Origin of the sequence: Vibrio sp. Isolate33, from assembly GCF_022397895.1 — a bacterium.
Lineage (GTDB): Bacteria > Pseudomonadota > Gammaproteobacteria > Enterobacterales > Vibrionaceae > Vibrio > Vibrio pomeroyi.
This window is the reverse complement of the sequence record NZ_JAKEUP010000031.1, coordinates 1-18,784: the sequence shown is the minus strand read 5'-3', so window position 1 is coordinate 18,784 and position 18,784 is coordinate 1. Positions and strand designations below refer to the sequence as shown.

The following is an 18,784-nucleotide window of genomic DNA, read 5'->3' as shown; positions in this document are numbered from 1 at the left end:
GTTGTGAGTCACTAGTTATTAGCAATTAACACAGTACCCGTCTTTATACCGTTTTATTGCTATCCAATCTACTCAAAAGCCAAGTTTCGGTACTTCGGATACACTTTTTACAGGTTTAAAGCAAAATATTTGAGCTATATAAGAAAATTTATTCGTTATGTTGGAGCGTAGAAGCATTTATCTATGACATGGTTCTGGGGGGGTGTAGAGTTGCGTTGTAAGCCTTTAAATCCACCGGAACGATTGGTTTTACAATGCCCGTAGTTTATACACTCTTGATCATCTTTCCGGAGGCATGATCAAGATGATCGCAGTGATGATCTTTTCTTTAAGGTCAGGAAGTGACTCTCATGATCATTTACAAATTCATCTTGTGCAGATTTCGGAGTATTATTCTTACTATGTTGACCTGAGTACTTTGCTGTCATGCCAAAACCTTTACCCTTTCCAAACCTAGACTTGTCTCCGCTAGGCCTTACTGGCCCTCGTCCCGCAGAGATCATTACCTTGCCATCGCATATGGATTGCCACGAGCACCATTATTCTCAGGTGGTGATTGGTCTAAAAGGTCAGGCGGAATTTGAAGTCAGCGGTAAGGGCAATCTTGTCGGCCCCGGCCAAGGATGTGTGGTGACCGCAAGCTCTGATCATGCTTTCGGTGGCGTGGTGGGGCAGTCGGATATTCTGGTGCTTAACATGCCTGTACCAAGTGACGACGACCCTCTGATGTTAGAGAAGATTAATCAGTTAGAGTCATCAAACGTCTACTTCCAATTAGACGCGCAAATTCAAAAGCTTATCCATATGTTGGTGCAAGAGATGCAGGCAAGCCCTGATGATCTACTATTGAGCCGTGCCTGTAATGATACGGTGATCGCACTGATGCAAAGACACATCTCGGCGTTTGAAACCTCAATCAAAGATTCGCGTTTCGATCTTGAAGCGCTGGATCGTTACATCGAACAACACCTCGCAAATAAGATCTCAGTCGCGCAGCTAGCAGGTAGCGTGTTCTTAGGCGAAAGCCAGTTCCATATGCTATTCAAAGAGCAAATGGGTATTACCCCTCACCAGTATGTATTAGGTAAGCGTATCGACCGCTCTCGCCGCTTGATCGAACAAGGTAATCTGAGCCTTGGTCAGGTTGCAGAACTTGCTGGATTCTCCGGCCAATCCTCCTTTACTCACACCTTTTCACGCCTTCAAGGCATGTCACCATCCCAATACAAAAAGAAAATTTCTGTTAAATAGTGAAACAAAACGGCATATTATTTTAAAGTTTCATATGTGACGTTGTGTTTGTTTTGTTAATAAAGCGAGTTTTTAGCAAAAAACTCGGAGTTTTTGACAAGTAATCCTTATATACTCTAAATACACTGCAGCCATTGTAGAGATCCCCGGGCTAATTCCGGGTGTGAGATTAAGGAAAACGCATGTTTACAGCTACTGATGTGTTAAAGCCAGAATTCAACGAGCAGTCGCTTGCTGATCTATGGTCGCTTATCTCACCATTATATATGGTGGATGAAACCCAATGGCTAGAGCAACTTCTGCCACTAGCTACCCCTTCTGAGTCTGAAAAGCAGCAAATTACAGAGAAGACGACATCATTGATCGAGGCTATCCGTGCGGATAAGGCTTCTATCCAGATGATCGATGCACTGTTGCTTGAATACAGCTTAGATACTCAAGAGGGCATCTTGCTGATGTGTCTGGCGGAAGCCTTGATGCGTATTCCTGATTCAGCAACGGCTGATGCATTGATTCGCGACAAGCTAAGCGTTGCGGATTGGAAGTCTCACCTTAAGAATTCTGATTCAGTGTTTGTTAACGCATCCACTTGGGGCCTGATGCTAACGGGTAAGGTAGTTGGACTTTCATCTAAAGAGCAGAGTGCGGGTCAAGCGGTTAACCGTTTAGTGAACAAGCTTTCTGAGCCGGTGATTCGTAAAGCGATGCACCAAGCAATGAAGGTGATGGGTCACCAATTCGTTCTTGGCCGCAGCATTGCTGAAGCGCAGAAGAACGGTAAGTCTATGCGTGATAAAGGTTTTACCTACTCATACGACATGCTAGGTGAAGCAGCACTGACCACTGCAGACGCAAATAAATACTTCAAAGATTACCTAATGGCGATTGAAGCCGTAGGTCGAGACACATATGTCTCTTCAAAATCTAGCCCAGCACCGTCTGTTTCTATCAAGCTTTCTGCACTTCACCCACGTTATGAAGTGGCGAATGAAGACCGTGTTCTAAATGAACTGTGCGACACGTTAGAGCAACTATTGCGCCGCGCAGTTGAGCTTGATGTTGCAATTACGATTGATGCTGAAGAAGCGGATCGCCTAGAGCTATCTCTTAAATTATTCGAAAAACTGTACCGCACTGACCTTGTAAAAGGTTGGGGTAAATTTGGTCTGGTTATTCAAGCTTACTCAAAACGTGCGCTTCCGGTTCTAGTATGGCTAAACCGCCTAGCGAAAGAGCAGGGTGATTTAATCCCGCTTCGCTTGGTGAAAGGCGCGTACTGGGACAGCGAGATCAAATGGTCACAGCAGGCTGGTTTCACGGATTATCCAGTTTACACACGTAAAGAAGCGACAGACGTAGCTTACCTTGCATGTGCGCGTTACCTATTGAGCCCAAGTGTTCGTGGCAATATCTTCCCGCAGTTTGCGAGCCATAATGCTCACACCGTTTCTGCTATTGCAGTGATGACTGACCATAAAGACTTTGAATTCCAACGCTTACACGGCATGGGTGATTCTCTTTACAACCATGCGATGGAAGCTTACCAGCAGTCGGTACGTATTTACGCGCCAGTTGGTAGCCACAAAGATCTACTGCCATACCTAGTACGTCGCTTACTCGAGAACGGCGCAAACAGCTCGTTTGTACACCGTTTGGTTGATGCTCGCTGTCCTGTGGCAGAGCTGACACAACATCCAGTCGATATGCTTCTGGCGTTCGATACGCTGAACAACACTAAGATTCCTCTGCCTCCAGCGGTATTCCCTGAGCGCAAGAACTCTTACGGTGTGAACATTGATATCGAAAGTGAAGCTCATCAATTTGAAGAGCAGGTTAAGTCTTTCCTTAACAATCAATGGACTGCAGGCCCTGTGATCAACGGTGAATCTCTTACCGAAAGCATGATCAAGGCTGATCAGAACGTTGAACAAGTCACTGCACCTTACGATCGCCGTATTAATGTGGGTCAGGTGGCTTTCGCTAACCTTGATCATGTTTCCGCAGCGATCACTGGCGCAGACGCGGCATTCGCTGATTGGAACGCAACTTCGGTTGAAACCAAAGCGGCTGCACTTGAGAAGCTGGCTGACCTGATGGAAGACAACCTTGCTGAGTTGGTGGCGATTTGTCATCAAGAAGCGGGTAAGACGATTCACGATAGCGTTGATGAAGTACGTGAAGCGGTCGACTTCTGTCGTTACTACGCAAAACAAGCGGACAACCTACAAGGTTTCGAACTAAAAGGCTTTGACGGCCAAACTCGAATCGCTTCTCGACAAGGTCGTGGTGTGTTCGTTTGTATCAGCCCTTGGAACTTCCCTCTCGCTATCTTCCTTGGCCAAATTACAGCGGCACTAGTCGCGGGTAACACGGTTGTGGCGAAACCTGCTGAGCAAACAAGCTTGATTGCAGCTCGTGCGGTGGAACTGATGAATGAAGCGGGCTTCCCTGCTGGTACCATTCAGTTGCTTCCTGGTCGTGGTGCTGAGATCGGCAGTGCGCTAACCAGCCACGATGCAATTGCGGGCGTTGCCTTTACGGGTTCAACTCCAACAGCACAACGCATCAATGTGTCATTGGCAAGCCGTAACGCTAAGCCAGTTCCGTTTATCGCGGAAACCGGCGGCCAAAACGCAATGATCGTCGACAGTACCGCACTGCCTGAGCAAGTGGTTCGTGACGTGATTCGTTCTGCATTCGCTTCAGCTGGTCAACGTTGTTCTGCACTGCGTGTGCTTTACATCCAAGAAGACATTGCAGATCGCGTAATTGCATTGATTCACGGTGCAATGGATGAGCTGAGTGTTGGTATTCCACACCTACACAAAACCGATGTTGGCCCTGTTATCGATGAAAATGCGAAACAGAAGTTGATGACGCACCTAGAAAACATGAGCAATACCCAGAAGAAAGTGGCTCAACTTTCTCTAGGTACGGATTGTGAACATGGTGATTTTGTTCCACCAAGTGCTTTTGAAATTGATGACATCAGCTGTTTGAAAGAAGAGCAGTTTGGCCCTGTGCTGCACATCGTTCGCTTCAAGGCGAGTGAGTTAGCGCAAGTGGTAGACCAAATTAACCAAACCGGTTTTGGTCTAACTATGGGTATCCACAGCCGTAACGAAACAACTTACCGTTGGATCGAAAAACACGTTCGTGTGGGTAACTGCTACATCAACCGTGACCAAGTGGGTGCTGTTGTTGGTGTTCAACCATTTGGTGGTCAAGGTTTGTCGGGTACAGGCCCTAAAGCGGGTGGTCCTCACTACCTATATCGCTTTACTGATGTTCAGTTTTCTCAATCACAAGACAAGGCATAAGGAGCAGTATCATGGTTCATCAAGTGACAGGTTTTTCTGATGCTTTGTTAGCGTGGGAACAATGGAATCTTACCGACTTTGATCATAAGAGTGCTCAGGTACTTTCATTCAAATCAGAGATCGAAAGTCAGTCTGCACCTTTGGCAGCAGTCGCGACTTATCATTTAGAGCAAGCGTCTGCACTGCTTTCTGAACATCACCTAATGGCGGGCCCTACAGGCGAAACCAACGAGCTGTATGCTGCAGGTCGTGGCGTGGCTTTGGTAATTGTTGATGATTGCGAAGAGAAAGTGCCAGCACTGCAAACCGCAACGGCAATGATTACTGCTGCACTGTTGGCAGGTAACAGCGTTCAATTGTGTAGTGATGACGTGCAGTTCAATACCTTAGTTGCTGACGCTGCGAAACAAGCGAATCTACCAACTAACTTAGTACAGGTTGCCTCGTATGACGCTGCTCAACAGCTGCTGTCTTGCGATGTACGAAGTGCGGGTTATGTCGGTAATTCACAAACGGCTCAAGCTATCAATTTACAACTTGCTAAGCGTGACGGTGCAATCGTCGGTTTAGTAGCTGAAACGGATCTAACGGCAATGAATGTTGCTAATGATCCACACCTATCGCTGCGCTTCATTACCGAGCGTACGCGAACTATAAATATAACAGCCGTGGGCGGTAACGCGACCTTGCTCGAACTTGGAAGCGAAGCTCACTAACCTTCAGTAATACTGGCTCTAAACACTTTTGGATTTTCCATTCTTGGTTTTCTCCATCTTTGGATTTAATTCATAGTGCTTTGGAGCCTGAATACCTAACTCAATGCACTTGCTTGCCTTCACGGTGAGTGCTTTGCATTGAATTAGGCATGGAAGGCTTTCTACAAAATGAGGACTATCAAATGATAGAAAACAGTTTTGCAATAACGACGACGTTCATTGCGTATCTAATTATGATGCTGGCAATCGGTGTTATTGCTTACAAACGTACATCTAACTCAACTGACTACTTCCTAGGTGGTCGTTCGTTAGGTCCATGGCCTGCTGCACTTTCTGCTGGTGCATCAGACATGAGTGGTTGGTTGCTACTTGGCCTACCAGGTTACGCTTACGCTGCTGGCTTTGAAGCATTCTGGCTTGCTGGTGGCCTACTTGTTGGTACTTGGGCTAACTGGTTAATCAGTGCTAAGCGTCTGCGTACTTACAGTATTACAACTGAATCACTGACGTTGCCTGAGTTCCTATCTCGTCGCTTCAATGATAACTCTAAGCTGATCCAAACAATTTCTGCTTTCTTTATCCTTTTATTCTTCCTTTTCTACACAAGTTCAGGCTTGGTAGCGGGTGGTAAATTGTTTGAAACGGTATTTGGCCTAGATTACACAACAGCGGTAATTATCGGTACAGTATGTGTGGTTTCGTACACCCTGTTTGGTGGTTTCCTTGCTGTATCTTGGACTGACTTGGTTCAAGGTCTGTTGATGTCAGCTGCGCTATTGATTGTACCAATCGCAGCAATGAACGGCGGCCTTGGCCAACTGTCTACTGACCTACACAACATCAACCCAGAGCTTCTAACGCTATGGAATGATGCGAAAGGCGAGCCACTTTCTGCTATCGCGATTATCTCGCTAGCGGCATGGGGTCTAGGTTACTTCGGTCAGCCACACATCCTTGCTCGTTTCAAAGCAACACGTAGCAATAAAGACCTAACAACAGCGCGTCGTATCGCGGTGGTATGGTCTGCACTGTCTATGGTTGGTGCAATGCTAGTGGGTCTTGTCGGTCTAATCTACGTGACTAACTCTGGCGCGCCTAAACTAGACGATGGCGAGAAGATCTTCATGCTTCTTGTGAACGCGATGTTCCACCCAGTAATCGCAGGTATTCTACTTGCTGCAATCCTAGCGGCAATCATGAGTACAGCGGATTCACAGCTATTAGTATCTTCATCTGCTCTTGCAGAAGATCTGTACAAGCAAGTACTTAAGAAAGATGCTACGTCTGAAGAGATCGTTCGTGTAGGTCGCTTCGCGGTAATCCTAATCTCTCTTATTGCACTTGTGCTAGCGATGACACCGGACAGTTCTGTACTTGGCCTAGTATCTTACGCATGGGCAGGTTTCGGTGCGGCATTTGGTCCAGCTATCGTATTGAGCCTGTACTGGTCTCGTATGAACCGTAAAGGCGCTCTGGCGGGTATCGTGGTTGGTGGTGTGACTATCGTGCTTTGGAAACAGTTCACGGGCGGTTGGTTCGATGTTTACGAAATCGTACCGGGAATCATCCTATCGACGATCTCTATCGTTATCGTGAGCTTAATCACTGGCGAGCCAGAAGACGAAGTTAAGAAGCAACACGCTGAGTTCGAGAAAAACCTTGTTGAGCTAGACTAATTTACATTGTAAAAATGTAAACGAATTAGCAAAAGAGTTGAACAAAGAACAATAGAGTCACTTCGGTGGCTCTATTTTTTTGACCACTCCCTAATGCTTTTGACCTCATCTTGGTCGATATTCAAAGACTCTAAAAACTCTTGGTGAGCAGTTGGCTCCATCTTCTCAAACTGCTTGTGCCAGTTCTTCATGTCTTCTTCGTTGAACCCTGCGTTCTCCATCACACGTACCCAACGGTCTTTGGTGAGCAGTTTCTGTTCTAACAATTCTGGTTGTTCCAATAGCATCACAATCGCTTTTTGTTGTTGGCGAAGGTTTTGAATCTCTTTTTCCAGAGCATTGAACTGATTGACTAAGGTCTGTTCTTGTTTCACATCGTCTTTGCGATCAAGCAGTGCTGTGATCTCTTGGATAGATAGGCCAAACGATCGGTAAGAGATAATACTCTCTAAACGAGCCTGCTCTTTGTCGCCATACCAACGATAACCATTGTCTGAACGGCTGTGAGGTAGAAGCAACCCTGCACGCTCATAATAGAGAATGGTGGTGCGAGAGATGTTGTAGGCCTTGGCAATTTGAGTGACAGTGAGCATGTTCAACCTCGTTGGTGGAGAGAGCTTTAATTCAATAAGAACGTCAGATAGCCGAATATTCTAATCGCGCTTGTCTGGAGTGTATAGAACACATTCCAATACGCCTGACAGCGTGAATCTCAAGTCAAACTTCTAAATCTTAGAGATTTCCGTTTTCGCAGGGATACATTACAGTTGCTAGAGTAAAGCAGTAAACGAACAGGAAGAGAGAAGTGCCCCAAGCGATCCCGAACATTGGCTTTAATCATGGAAAAACGGCGCAGGCTGAATTGGAGCTGATCCCGCTGTCTCGACTCTATTCTGATGGCAATATCGACCACGATCCTCAATTGCCACATCGTGTTAGCTTCTTCTTGATTCTGTTTATTGAGCAAGGCTCTGGGACGCACATGGTCGATTTCCAGGACTATCCTTTCAGCCAAGGGAGTGTGTTGTTCATTCAAAGAGAGCAAGTACACGCCTTTGATTTTAGTAATAAGCCGCAAGGAACGGCGGTTATTTTTACTCAAGCGTTCTTAGACAGCGTTCACGCTAATATGAAGCTGCCGAACTACACACCAACCCATTTGAACAAAGCACACTCTGCATTACTGCCATTAGACGAACTTCATCAAGATCGCACGCAGAGCCTGCTACAACAAATTAAGCTGGAGCTGAATCAACCAGAACCCGATCCCTTGATTGTGATGTATCTGTTCTCGGCATTGGCGCTGATTCTTCATCGTCTGCGACCAGAAGTGAAGCAAGATGCCTTGAGTTTGCAGCAGAATATTAAGTTTGCTCGCTACTTCGAATTGCTTCAAAACAACTACCTGCGCGTTCGTGATGCAAACTGGTACGCCAATCAAATTAGCACCACTTACAAGACTCTGAATCAGGTGTGCAAGGTCGCAACTGGGCTAACAGCAAAGCAGATCATTGATTCTTTCACAGTGTTAGAGATGAAGCGCCAGCTGGTGGTGAGCAACATTACCTCACAAAAGATGGCATTGGATTTTGGGTTTGAAGACGCGAGTAATTTCGTTAAATACTTTAAAAATCATACCCAAATGACACCGAGTGAGTTTCAAAAGAAATACTCAAAGCCGTCTCTAACCGAGTAGCTGCGATTGAACATGGATACATTAAGGTTCGATATCTACCATTTTTCTGCCTAAATACACTCTGCCGCGATCATCTCTCGTTGACTAATATAGTTTCCAAGCCAACGAGAGGACTTAATAATGAAAACAATAACCAACACATTCAAATCAACACTACTAACTGCTGGCGTACTTGCTGCTTCTGTTGTTACCGGTTCTGTGGCTGCTCAAGAGCTGTCTATTCAAGAGAAAGGCGTCGCGGTCATTTCAAGTATTGAAACGGGCGATGCAAAAGCGGTGAGCTACATTAACCCTGAGAAATACATCCAACACAATCTAGCGGTCGGCGATGGCTTAGCTGGTTTTGGTGAAGTTCTACAGATGCTGCCTGAAGGTTCTGCAAAGGCACAAGTTAAGCGCTCATTTCAAGACGGTGATTTCGTAGTAACACACACTGAATACAACTTCTTCGGCCCTAAAGTCGGCTTCGATGTATTCCGTTTTGAAGATGGACTGATTGTTGAGCACTGGGATAACTTGCAAGAGATCGCTAAGCCAAACGCAAGTGGTCGCACTCAACTAGACGGTACGACTAAAGTCGTAGATCTCGAGAAAACGGATCAAAATAAACAGCTTGTCGGTGGCTTTGTAAAAGACATCTTGATCGGCGGTGACATGTCGAAGATTAATCAGTACATCGATAACGAAGACAGCGCTTACCTTCAGCACAATCCAGGTGTGGCCGATGGTCTAAGCGGTTTAGGCGAGGCTTTAGGTGCGTTAGCAGAAGCAGGAATGCCAATGGTTTATACCGCTAACCATAAGATCTTAGGCCAAGGTAACTTTGTGCTGTCGATCAGCGAAGGCCAGTTTATGAATAACCACGTAGCATTTTATGATCTATTCCGTGTTGATAACGGCAAGATTGTGGAGCACTGGGACACCATCGAAACCATTCCTGCACGTTCAGAGTGGAAAAATGACAACGGTAAATTTGGCTTCTAAGTTTGAGTTAAATTGAACCAGAAATGACGTTATAAAGCGGTGCTTTCATTGTGGAGGTGCCGCTTTTTTTGCGTGGAAGTGTGCTGGTGGATCGAGCTGAAGAGGTGTCTTTATGGGGTTTTACAATGTAAATCGAAAGCGCAGGATCTTGAGCGAGAAATGAAAGATCTGCCTTGTTGATGGCGTTTGATGTCAAAAAATAAAATAGAAAAGTGGCTATTTTTTGAACTTGGCGCTCACTTTTGTCATTAGCTCGGTGAATTGTGGAACCGAATTGGACATGATGTGTCAATTGTCAGTAACCACTAAAGACCTATAGGACAAAGGTATGCCTGATCTCTATTGCAAAGGATGTAAAAAAACAACACTACATAAGTCTATAATGAAACGTTGTGAATCAGAGCCCGAGACAGCGTCTGGCCGTATGATGCAATGGACGTCAAAGCTATTTAGTGGAAACCTGTACTACGATATGGAAACTCAGCACTTCTGCCGCACGTGCAATTGTCGTTGCGAAACTGGAAGTACTGTTCCCCAAGTTGGCCTAGCCTAACTCATAGTAAGTGCTTACTAACTTGATTCAAAAAACCTCCGTGTTAGGAGGTTTTTGCGTTTCTAGGCAGCCTTGAGTGCAAGCTCAGTTTCAATGGCATTGCCATCAACTTTCACTTCCCATCCATAGTTTGAGTATTCATTTGCTAGTGCTTGAGCAACATCTTTTGATACCGTTACGTGTGTCCATGAGCCAATACCGTAAGGCTTATATGCGAGTTCTTGCGTTTTCATAATAGAGTCATCCTTTCTCTTTGATAATTCTATTATTCACTTTGCCATATATCCTTTCTTTCGTTTCTGGCTCAACTTATTTGTTTATCGGGTCATTTCTATAATAATTTGTTAATAGCTAGAGTTTGATTTATAAGGGTTGTTATCGATTTGTGTGGATTTATATTTGGTGTGAATATCACTTGTGCATTTAGTTTTTAAATGTGTGAGCGGGGTTTTCTTCGATTGCTCTTAGTATGGAATATACTGAGCCGAATTTAGAATGTTTAAGGAATGTTATGTCTCAGCATCAACTCGATCGTATCGATAAAGAGATACTAAGAATTCTGCACATGAAAGGGCGTTTACCCGTGGTTGAGTTGGCCAAGCAGGTTAACCTAACGACGTCTCCTTGCTCTGATAGACTCAAGCGATTGGAAAAAGAGGGCTACATAACGGGCTACCATGCTGAGCTGTGTTCAGAAAAGTTGGGACTCGATGTTCAAGTCTTTATCCATATTCGTCTCGATCAGACCAGCTTTTCGATTTTTGATAAGTTTGCCCAAGCCGTTGAAATGATGCCCGAGGTGGAAGAGTGTTATTCACTGTCGGGAGACTTCGACACCATGATCAAGGTTCGAGTGAAAGACATGAAGGCATACCAAGCGTTTATGGCCACTAAGCTGGGTACGCTGCCTGGCGTGATTCAGACCCGCAGTGAAGTAGTCATTGAGGAACACAAGAAGGGCTTTGGTGTTAACCCTGAGTTGTTGGCAACCTTAAAATAGAGTACTGCTTTTACTTCAAACGTGTTTGTTTAGATATAAAAAATGGAAGCTAATGAGCTTCCATTTTTTGTTGAGTGCCAGAGCAAGGCAATCAGATAAATTGGTTGTCGCTAAACCGCTTACAGCGTAATTGCCGCAGAGATTAAGCCAATCACACCACCGAATACACCGCCCCAAACCACAAGCCAGCCAAGGTGCTTCTTGATCATGGTTTGAACCATTTCTTTTACAAGCTTTGGTGTCAGTTCATTCAAGCGTTGATCGATGATCGCTTCAATGTTCTCTTTGATTTCGTCCATCATCGCCGGAGATTCTAGCTCTTCCTTGATGGCATTTTTTACCGAATCGCTCTTGCTGATTTCGATCACAGACTCTTGCATCTTCTCAACAAACGGCGCTTTCATTGGCTCTAGCGCTTCTGTACCGCCAAACATTGCCAACATGCCACCAAATTGAGAGTTCTCGATGACATGGACCAGTGAATCGAATGCAGGGTTAAAGTCGATCTTCTTAATCACAGGCTCTAGGTTCAGTGATTGGCCGCCAGACATCTCGCTGCTTAGGAAGCGGTCGATGTTACTTTCAGTAAAGAACTGTTCCATCATCAATTGTTTGATGGCTGCTTTGAACTCTTCAAAGCGTGCTGGAATAACGCCTGAACCGTATAGGCCGGGTACTTTCTCGAACAACATGTGAATCGCAAGCCAGTTGGTGATGGCACCAGAAAATGCGAATAGGCCTGCATAAAGCAAGTATTGGTTTGTTGTCGCATAGCCGCCAGCAAGCAGCGCTAACGCGATAACGTTAGTTAAGACACTTTTGTTCATGGTTGATCTCTAGAAAGAATACTGCGCGCATTTTAAGAAAAAAACGCCAAGAAAAAAACAAAAGGATCGATGAAGTTTACGTAACAGGTGGGAAAGATTGCTGATCTAGGGGCATAAGAAAGGCTAGCCTCCCCCCGAAGTCTAGCCTTATTCCAGAACGCGCAAGCGAGGCGTTTTTGGTGTTAGCGTCATTATATAATTACGACATAACATTCTGCTACGTGTAATTTACCGTTAATTAACAAATTGGTGTGAATTACGCCGCACTTTTAAAATAGCACAAAAATTAAGCGTTCGTTGCCTGCTCAAGATCATCCGCAATGAAGCCACCCGTTTGATGATTCCACAGCTGTGCGTAGATACCATTCTGGTTAATTAGCTCTTGGTGCGTACCTTCTTCGACGATATTGCCTTCATCAAGCACGATCAGGCGGTCCATCGCAGCAATGGTCGACAGACGGTGTGCAATCGCGATCACCGTTTTGCCTTCCATTAGCTCAATCAAGCTCTCTTGGATTGCAGCTTCTACCTCAGAATCGAGTGCAGACGTCGCTTCATCCAGAACCAATAGTGGCGCATTTTTCAAAAGAACACGTGAGATAGCGACACGTTGACGTTGACCACCAGAAAGCTTAACGCCTCTTTCACCTACTTGAGCATCGTAACCAACGTTGCCAAATGGGTCGGTTAGGGTTTCGATAAACTCATGTGCATGAGCCTGTTTGGTGGCTGCGTAAACTTCTTCATCTGATGCTTCAGGTCGACCGTAAAGAATGTTGTCTTTGATCGAGCGGTGCAACAGTGAAGTATCTTGAGTCACCATACCGATGTTGCTGCGCAGCGAGTCTTGCGTCACTGTTGAGATCTCTTGATCGTCAATCAGGATGCGGCCGCTTTCTACATCATGGAAACGCAGTAGCAGGTTAACCAAGGTTGATTTACCCGCACCTGAACGGCCGACTAAGCCCACTTTTTCACCCGGCTTAATGTTGAGATTAAGGTTGTTGATCACGCCCTTGTTCTCGCCGTAGTTAAAGCTAACGTTGTCGAAGTTGATACCGCCCTGTGGAACCTTAAGTGGCTCAGCGTCTTTCTTGTCTTCGATAGCGATTGGCTTCGACAGCGTTTTAATGCCATCAATCACAGTACCTAGGTTTTCAAACAGACCACCGATTTCCCACATGATCCATTTCGACATGCCGTTAATACGCAGAGCCAAGCTCACTGCAATCGCAATTGCCCCCACGGTGATTGCGCTATCTAGCCATAGGTAGATAGAGATACCAGCAATGCTGAACACCAATAGATAGTTAGCGAACTCAACGCAGATGTTGAAGCCGGTTACCAAGCGCATTTGACGATGCACAGTATCAAGGAAGCCTTCCATGCCTTCTTCGGCGTATTCGGTTTCTCGTTTACTGTGTGAGAACAATTTCACCGTCGCGATGTTGGTGTAACTATCGACAATACGACCTGTCATCAATGAACGCGCATCGGCTTGTTCTGATGATACGTCTTTCAGTTTTGGTACGAAGTGCAGTTGGATACCGATATAAACGAACAGCCAAATCAGCATCGGAGCCATCAAACGCCAATCTGATTCAGCGAGCATGAACAGCATCGCCGTAAAGTAAACTGTCACGTAGACAAACACATCAACCATTTTGGTCACGGTTTCACGCACTGCGAGTGATGTTTGCATCACTTTAGTCGCGACACGTCCGGCAAAATCATCTTGATAGAACGACAAGCTCTGCTTCAAAAGATAGCGGTGCGCCAACCAACGGATCGACATTGGATAGTTGCCCAATAAGGTTTGGTGAAGCAAAAGCGAGTAAACACTGATCAATATCGGCATCACGACCAATAACAGAACACCAAGCCCCATCAGTGTGGATTGGTTATCAGCTAAGAAGGTTTCTGGGTTGCTGGTGGAAAGCCAATCAACCAGTTGGCCCATGTAACCGAACAACGCGACTTCGATGATCGCGATGGTCATGCTCATTAGGCCGAGCAGGATTAACGGTTTTTCAAAACCTCGAGTGTAATGGCGGCAGAATGCCAGTATTCCAGTAGGAGGTTGTATCGGCTCTCCCTTTGGAAAGGCTTCAGTAAAGCCTTCAAATTTTTTGTACATAGATTTCCCTTTATAAACGAATGCATCTATTAGCAACTAGCAACTGCATCGTCTGTGTAGCTTTGTTTTTATAGGTTCGGTTTGAAATTTGCCGTCTTAGCTTGAAATTATATAAGCGCCAATTCGTTCTTATAAGCATTAAGCCATTCGATGGATTTTGGTTTAAGCGTTTGGTTGAAAAACTTGGCTCACGAGTTCGTTTAACACTAATACGTTGTTTAAGCGATGTCGCAGGAAAGGTCCAAAGCGTGTCTTTCATGACGCGTATTTTAGATTGAATCGGACAGGAAAAGTTAAGCTTATTTCAAACGTAATTGATTGTTATGCAACGGTGATAATCCTAACGCTAAATGGATTAAATTGTAACCTAAACCCGCAGCAAGCTAGAGAATGAAGCTCGGATATTTATTCAGCAAATTCTGTATCTCATATGCAAACTGTTGGTTCTTTCTGATGTGCTGTTATCTTGCAGTAAAAATTACCGAATAAACTGAGTTTTGCAGGAATTGTTTGGGATAAATATTCAAATCATTATTCTTTTCAGTGAATCTTGTCGTAACAAGTTGTTTACAATTCTGAGGTAAATAAAAGATAGGGACGGTTGAGATGTTAAACCTACACAAGAAATCACTTCACATTACTAATGTTCAAAACGCCAATTGCGTTGTTATGGTGCCGCCAAAAGAATTTAAATTTAATGAAGAAACGGCACAAGATAATGAGTTTCAGAACAGAGTTAATCTGACCGAAGCTGAAGTAAAATTAGAAACCATGGCCGAATTTAAGGCGATGGTCGCTTCGTTGCGTAAAGAAGGTGTGCAAGTTGTAGAGTTTGATTACCCAGAACTTGGTGTGGAAACGCCAGATGCGGTTTTCCCTAATAACTGGTTTAGCACTTGCGGTGATGGAAGCTTATTCACGTTCCCTATGGCGTGTGAAAACCGTCAAAATGAAGTGAAGCCAAGTGCCCTTATTGAAGCGCTAGAGGCGTCTGGTCGCATTGTTAACCACAGTGAGTCTCTAGAGTCTTACATCGCGCAAGGTTCTTACTTAGAGAGTACTGGCGTGATGGTGATCGACCATATCAATAAAACCATCTACGCGGCGCTTTCTCAGCGTTGTGACCGTGAAGTGTTAGAAGACTATGCAAAGCGCATTGGTTATTCTCGCGTGGTGTCATTCCAAACAGCACTGCCGTCTGGTCAGCCGATTTACCACACTAATGTGATGATGGCGATTGGTGATAATTTCTGCGTGATCTGTGATGAAGTGATCCCAGAGTTTGAGCGCCGTTTTGTGGTGAAGTCGCTTGCTAAAGATAAGCAGGTTATCTCTATTTCAATCGATCAGATGAACCGTTTCTGCGGCAACATCCTACAACTGGAAACCGTGAATGGCGACAAGGTGATTGCGATGTCTCAATCGGCTTACGATGCGTTTTCTCCAGCTCAGTTAGCGCAACTTTCAACACACGGTAAGCTGCTACCATTTAACGTGAAAACGATTGAAGATATTGGTGGTGGTTCGGTGCGATGCATGTTGGGTGAGGTGTTCTTACCAACACGAGTGAATCGTCTATAGCAAGCACTCACTTTCAGATATGAATTTTTGAATACCACTCTTATCTCAGAGTGGTATTTTTGTTTTTATCTATCACAAATAAGAGAACAAGAGCTCGATACAGGAGCAAATGTGCGAAAGCTTACGTAAATAAGCTATGAAGCGCTCTTGAAAGCTCTGTGTTCGATGAACTGAGTTGAGAGTGCGACTACTTCCTTAGAGTACACAAGCGACGTGTGATTGAGCTTGAGGGCGCAGGTATCTGTTGCACCCCGCAGGTTCGCATCTTCAAGCGTAACTGTGCCATCTCCTGGGTTTCTGCCCAACACAATGCGCCCCACACCTGCGTCGTAGGTGCCGGTAATCACGCCAATCGGCACATCAATATCATAATCACCCAAGCCATCACTTAAGATCATCTTGCTCGAACCAAAGATAAATCCGAGGCCATGATTCGACAGCGTTTTCGCGATAGTTGCGCCATTGTGTGGAGTCCCCGCGGTAATGATGCAGGTGTCGGCAAAGTCGGGTTGGTAAAATTTAAAGTAGTGGCGGATCAGCAAGCCACCGAGCGAGTGACCAAAGAAGTAGACCTCATCGTGTTCATCAAAGCGTGCATTCACGAAGCGATTAAGGCGTTTAGCGGCAGAAGGGAAGCGTAGCGAGTTGTAAGCGAACTTGTGGGTTTGAAAGCCGCGCTTTTTGAAGTTTCTATCCAGATATTGCATGATCAACGCAGGCATATATAGACCATGAATCAAAACTATATGTTTGTTTTTATTATTCATTTTTGTCCTCCGTCTGATGGTGTCTCCAGTATATTTAGTCGCAAATCTAAACTCAATAAAACTTGCGGCTAATGGGACACAACAGGCAGAGTATCCACTGTAGAAAGAATGTGCGTTATAGATAAAGAATGAGTTATTCCGATCTCACTCCACCATATACATCTATGGTTAAGCCACCTTCTTTGGCATAGGTGTTCGGCGTTAGGCCGATGGTTTTCTTAAGGTATCGAATCAGGTGTGGTTGGTCGCTAAATCCAAACTGATAGGCGACATCTATCCAATCAATGTCATCAAAGTTTCGCTTATAAAGGTATTCCAACATCGCTTCGAGTTTGTTCATCGATTGGCACTGTTTCAACGTCAGTCCTGTCACCTTGTTGAAGCTTCTCTCTAAGGTGCGCTGCGAGCAAAACAGCTTGTCGCCGAGCTCTGCAATTGGTGTTGTACCTAGTAGTTCTAACACCTTGCGGGTGAGTTCGCTGTGCCTGTCGGTTTTAGCTGACGATAACCAAGGTAGCAACAATTCATCCAACTGCTGACAACAGGCCTCAAAGTCGGTCTGAGCTAGGTTAATGAGCGACATCGCATCGGCATTTGGGTTGCTTAATAAACGGACGAGATCGATGGGCTTAACGCTATCTAGACTCGGGTGCGGGCAGCCTGGAAACTTTAACGAGTACAAGGCTCCGACATGGAACTTGATGCCCAAATGAATAAACGGCTTTGAGTGGTCCAGCTCAATCGCTTTATGGTGTGGCAGCAGTAAATGACAACCAGTGCCTTGATCGACCTGCTGCTCTATCGTGTAGTGATAAGGCTGGTTGCTTGGAGACAGAATCAAATGCGCTGAAGGATCAGGGTTGAGCTTAGGAAATTGATGAGTTTGAGCGTCGGGCGTCTTCTCAATTAGCCAATAGCAATCAATGTACTGAGCAACAACGGAGGATTTCGGAGACTGTAACCAATTGATCATTCGACATTCTATTTGAGGTTAGCGTTGTAATAACTATATGTGTCTATCGTTGAGGAAGATAGTTTTGTCTTTGAAATCGATAGCCACCAAAAACTAAACCCATAACCGTTGGATGTATAGAGTCACAGTTATGGGCTTTGTTTAGTTGGCTTCGCTCGGGCGCGAGCAAGTCGTTAGGGTAGAACCCTAATCAAAATCGAACTGCAGGATTCGGTTTTTCGATGACAAACCTGCACGAGCAATCGCTTTCTGCGCACCAATATTGCTGCTTTCTGTTGAACACATCGCTTTCAAACCTTGGCTGTTGGCGTGCTGTGTTAGAAAGTTAAGTACACGTGTCGCTAACCCTTTTCCACGCTCTGCTTGCGCGACAATCATCCCTAAATCCGCAAATTGCGTTTGGTGCTCATCGAACTTGCGGCACTCTCCCGTTGCAAGAACGCTTTCATTTTCCCAGTAACCCCACAGCTCTTGGCGAGCAATTAAATTGCTGTAGTAGCCAGTTAGCCACTCTTTCGGTGCTCCAATCGCTGATGAAGCAAATTCCACAAGCTTATCGAGTTGCTCTTTCGTCGCGAGCGTCATTTCAATGTCTTCAATACGACCCAAATGACGGCTAGCGTCGCTTTCTTGGGGTTGGCGGTACATCATCGCATTCACCTTGTATGACTCAGTATTGTCCATGCACAGTGACAAATATTGTGGCTCTGCGGTGCTGACGAATGCGCCTTTCACTTCGCCAATCACAGAGCTGTTGTTTTCGATGATCAAGGTGAACAAGTCGGCAATGTTCGCGCTGGCTGTTGGTGCTAGGTAAAACTGAAGTAAGTAACCTTCACCATTTAACACGCAGTAACCCACAAGTATGTCGTTTTCGTAAAAGCCGTAATGGTCTGACATAGGCACAAAGCCGAAGTGCCACATGCCATCGAGTGGGGCGGTTGAATCAGCAAAGTAAGCTGTTTTAAGTTCGCTTAAGTCGCTCAGTGTTGTGGTTTTTTTGATGTCTAACATCGCTTGAATTCCTGTTGTTTCTATTCGGTAAAGTGCGTGGTAGACATCGTACTTTTATTGGATGTACCACGTTTCAATGCCAGCAAGTGTAGGTGAACACTGTAGGTAGGTATTGAACAAAAACGACAGTTTTAGATAGGTGACCCGTCCTGATATGGGTTGACACTTGATTGACTAAAACGCTCGATGTATTTCATCGGGCGTTTTGTATTTTAGAGCTGTGTGAGGCCTATATTCATTATAGATTTTTACTGATTCAGCGACCATTTTCTTTGCTTCATCTAAATCA

17 protein-coding genes are annotated in these 18,784 nt (G+C 45.1%); 9 read left to right on the top strand and 8 right to left on the bottom strand.

The annotated features are described in order from the left end of the window. Positions 1–426: 426 nt before the first annotated feature. The 4 genes from L1D37_RS23380 to putP all read left to right on the top strand — a co-directional run bounded on the left by L1D37_RS23380 (position 427) and on the right by putP (position 6,963). On the top strand, positions 427–1,251 hold the full coding sequence (locus L1D37_RS23380) for an AraC family transcriptional regulator (RefSeq protein ID WP_123305774.1): 825 nt from the start codon (positions 427–429) through the stop codon (positions 1,249–1,251). Positions 1,252–1,433: 182 nt separating this feature from the next. Then, a complete protein-coding gene (gene putA / locus L1D37_RS23375) occupies positions 1,434–4,571 on the top strand; it encodes a bifunctional proline dehydrogenase/L-glutamate gamma-semialdehyde dehydrogenase PutA (protein WP_239849290.1) in 3,138 nt (1,045 codons plus the stop codon). An 11-nt stretch (positions 4,572–4,582) separates the two neighbouring features. Beyond that, a complete protein-coding gene (locus L1D37_RS23370; RefSeq protein ID WP_239849289.1) occupies positions 4,583–5,287 on the top strand; it encodes a 1-pyrroline-5-carboxylate dehydrogenase in 705 nt (234 codons plus the stop codon). A gap of 149 nt (positions 5,288–5,436) precedes the next feature. Further along, on the top strand, positions 5,437–6,963 hold the full coding sequence (putP, locus tag L1D37_RS23365; protein WP_239849288.1) for a sodium/proline symporter PutP: 1,527 nt from the start codon (positions 5,437–5,439) through the stop codon (positions 6,961–6,963). 71 nt (positions 6,964–7,034) lie between these two features. On the opposite strand, the gene L1D37_RS23360 is transcribed toward putP, so the two are convergent. Beyond that, on the bottom strand, positions 7,035–7,556 hold the full coding sequence (locus L1D37_RS23360; RefSeq protein WP_176679089.1) for a MerR family transcriptional regulator: 522 nt from the start codon (positions 7,554–7,556) through the stop codon (positions 7,035–7,037). A gap of 212 nt (positions 7,557–7,768) precedes the next feature. Here L1D37_RS23360 and L1D37_RS23355 point away from each other — a divergent pair, with 212 nt between their 5' ends. The 3 genes from L1D37_RS23355 to L1D37_RS23345 all read left to right on the top strand — a co-directional run bounded on the left by L1D37_RS23355 (position 7,769) and on the right by L1D37_RS23345 (position 10,196). Next, entirely contained in the window at positions 7,769–8,659 is an 891-nt protein-coding gene (locus L1D37_RS23355) for a helix-turn-helix transcriptional regulator (protein WP_239849287.1), read from the top strand. 120 nt (positions 8,660–8,779) lie between these two features. Then, a complete protein-coding gene (locus tag L1D37_RS23350; protein ID WP_239849286.1) occupies positions 8,780–9,643 on the top strand; it encodes a nuclear transport factor 2 family protein in 864 nt (287 codons plus the stop codon). Between the two features lie 328 nt (positions 9,644–9,971). After that, complete coding sequence (locus L1D37_RS23345) at positions 9,972–10,196, top strand: hypothetical protein (protein WP_076650547.1); 225 nt, start codon at positions 9,972–9,974, stop codon at positions 10,194–10,196. A gap of 62 nt (positions 10,197–10,258) precedes the next feature. Here L1D37_RS23345 and L1D37_RS23340 read toward each other — a convergent pair whose 3' ends face one another. Continuing rightward, the gene (locus tag L1D37_RS23340; protein WP_239849285.1) at positions 10,259–10,429 is read right to left on the bottom strand and encodes a hypothetical protein; all 171 of its coding nucleotides are present in this window, start codon (positions 10,427–10,429) and stop codon (positions 10,259–10,261) included. Between the two features lie 278 nt (positions 10,430–10,707). Here L1D37_RS23340 and L1D37_RS23335 point away from each other — a divergent pair, with 278 nt between their 5' ends. After that, on the top strand, positions 10,708–11,196 hold the full coding sequence (locus L1D37_RS23335; RefSeq protein ID WP_004732526.1) for an Lrp/AsnC ligand binding domain-containing protein: 489 nt from the start codon (positions 10,708–10,710) through the stop codon (positions 11,194–11,196). Between the two features lie 119 nt (positions 11,197–11,315). On the opposite strand, the gene L1D37_RS23330 is transcribed toward L1D37_RS23335, so the two are convergent. Together L1D37_RS23330 and L1D37_RS23325 are read right to left on the bottom strand one after the other, a co-directional pair. Continuing rightward, positions 11,316–12,023, bottom strand: coding sequence for a DUF445 domain-containing protein (locus L1D37_RS23330; RefSeq protein ID WP_239849284.1), 708 nt, complete (start codon positions 12,021–12,023; stop codon positions 11,316–11,318). 286 nt (positions 12,024–12,309) lie between these two features. Beyond that, positions 12,310–14,160: an ABC transporter ATP-binding protein gene (locus tag L1D37_RS23325; RefSeq protein WP_210472164.1), complete on the bottom strand. Its 1,851-nt coding sequence runs from the start codon at positions 14,158–14,160 to the stop codon at positions 12,310–12,312. A gap of 606 nt (positions 14,161–14,766) precedes the next feature. Between L1D37_RS23325 and L1D37_RS23320 the strand changes: the two genes are divergently transcribed. Further along, the gene (locus tag L1D37_RS23320; protein ID WP_239849283.1) at positions 14,767–15,741 is read left to right on the top strand and encodes an arginine deiminase-related protein; all 975 of its coding nucleotides are present in this window, start codon (positions 14,767–14,769) and stop codon (positions 15,739–15,741) included. A gap of 134 nt (positions 15,742–15,875) precedes the next feature. Here L1D37_RS23320 and L1D37_RS23315 read toward each other — a convergent pair whose 3' ends face one another. The 4 genes from L1D37_RS23315 to L1D37_RS23300 form a co-directional block, all read right to left on the bottom strand. Continuing rightward, the gene (locus tag L1D37_RS23315) at positions 15,876–16,508 is read right to left on the bottom strand and encodes an acetyltransferase (protein ID WP_239849282.1); all 633 of its coding nucleotides are present in this window, start codon (positions 16,506–16,508) and stop codon (positions 15,876–15,878) included. A 133-nt stretch (positions 16,509–16,641) separates the two neighbouring features. After that, the gene (locus L1D37_RS23310; RefSeq protein ID WP_239849281.1) at positions 16,642–17,481 is read right to left on the bottom strand and encodes an AraC family transcriptional regulator; all 840 of its coding nucleotides are present in this window, start codon (positions 17,479–17,481) and stop codon (positions 16,642–16,644) included. Between the two features lie 186 nt (positions 17,482–17,667). After that, entirely contained in the window at positions 17,668–18,495 is an 828-nt protein-coding gene (locus tag L1D37_RS23305) for a GNAT family N-acetyltransferase (RefSeq protein WP_239849280.1), read from the bottom strand. Positions 18,496–18,669: 174 nt separating this feature from the next. Then, the coding region (locus L1D37_RS23300) for an integrase core domain-containing protein (protein WP_239847824.1) at positions 18,670–18,784 on the bottom strand (115 nt) is incomplete at its 5' end.

What these genes read in the sequence shown, in the direction of transcription:
- L1D37_RS23325 (WP_210472164.1), bottom strand. Translation starts at nt 14,160, where the DNA reads ATGTACAAAAAATTTGAAGGCTTTACTGAAGCCTTTCCAAAGGGAGAG.
- putA (WP_239849290.1), top strand. Translation starts at nt 1,434, where the DNA reads ATGTTTACAGCTACTGATGTGTTAAAGCCAGAATTCAACGAGCAGTCG.
- L1D37_RS23380 (WP_123305774.1), top strand. Translation starts at nt 427, where the DNA reads ATGCCAAAACCTTTACCCTTTCCAAACCTAGACTTGTCTCCGCTAGGC.
- L1D37_RS23330 (WP_239849284.1), bottom strand. Translation starts at nt 12,023, where the DNA reads ATGAACAAAAGTGTCTTAACTAACGTTATCGCGTTAGCGCTGCTTGCT.
- L1D37_RS23315 (WP_239849282.1), bottom strand. Translation starts at nt 16,508, where the DNA reads ATGAATAATAAAAACAAACATATAGTTTTGATTCATGGTCTATATATG.
- L1D37_RS23350 (WP_239849286.1), top strand. Translation starts at nt 8,780, where the DNA reads ATGAAAACAATAACCAACACATTCAAATCAACACTACTAACTGCTGGC.
- L1D37_RS23340 (WP_239849285.1), bottom strand. Translation starts at nt 10,429, where the DNA reads ATGAAAACGCAAGAACTCGCATATAAGCCTTACGGTATTGGCTCATGG.
- putP (WP_239849288.1), top strand. Translation starts at nt 5,437, where the DNA reads ATGGAAGGCTTTCTACAAAATGAGGACTATCAAATGATAGAAAACAGT.
- L1D37_RS23335 (WP_004732526.1), top strand. Translation starts at nt 10,708, where the DNA reads ATGTCTCAGCATCAACTCGATCGTATCGATAAAGAGATACTAAGAATT.
- L1D37_RS23310 (WP_239849281.1), bottom strand. Translation starts at nt 17,481, where the DNA reads ATGATCAATTGGTTACAGTCTCCGAAATCCTCCGTTGTTGCTCAGTAC.
- L1D37_RS23305 (WP_239849280.1), bottom strand. Translation starts at nt 18,495, where the DNA reads ATGTTAGACATCAAAAAAACCACAACACTGAGCGACTTAAGCGAACTT.
- L1D37_RS23320 (WP_239849283.1), top strand. Translation starts at nt 14,767, where the DNA reads ATGTTAAACCTACACAAGAAATCACTTCACATTACTAATGTTCAAAAC.
- L1D37_RS23345 (WP_076650547.1), top strand. Translation starts at nt 9,972, where the DNA reads ATGCCTGATCTCTATTGCAAAGGATGTAAAAAAACAACACTACATAAG.
- L1D37_RS23370 (WP_239849289.1), top strand. Translation starts at nt 4,583, where the DNA reads ATGGTTCATCAAGTGACAGGTTTTTCTGATGCTTTGTTAGCGTGGGAA.
- L1D37_RS23360 (WP_176679089.1), bottom strand. Translation starts at nt 7,556, where the DNA reads ATGCTCACTGTCACTCAAATTGCCAAGGCCTACAACATCTCTCGCACC.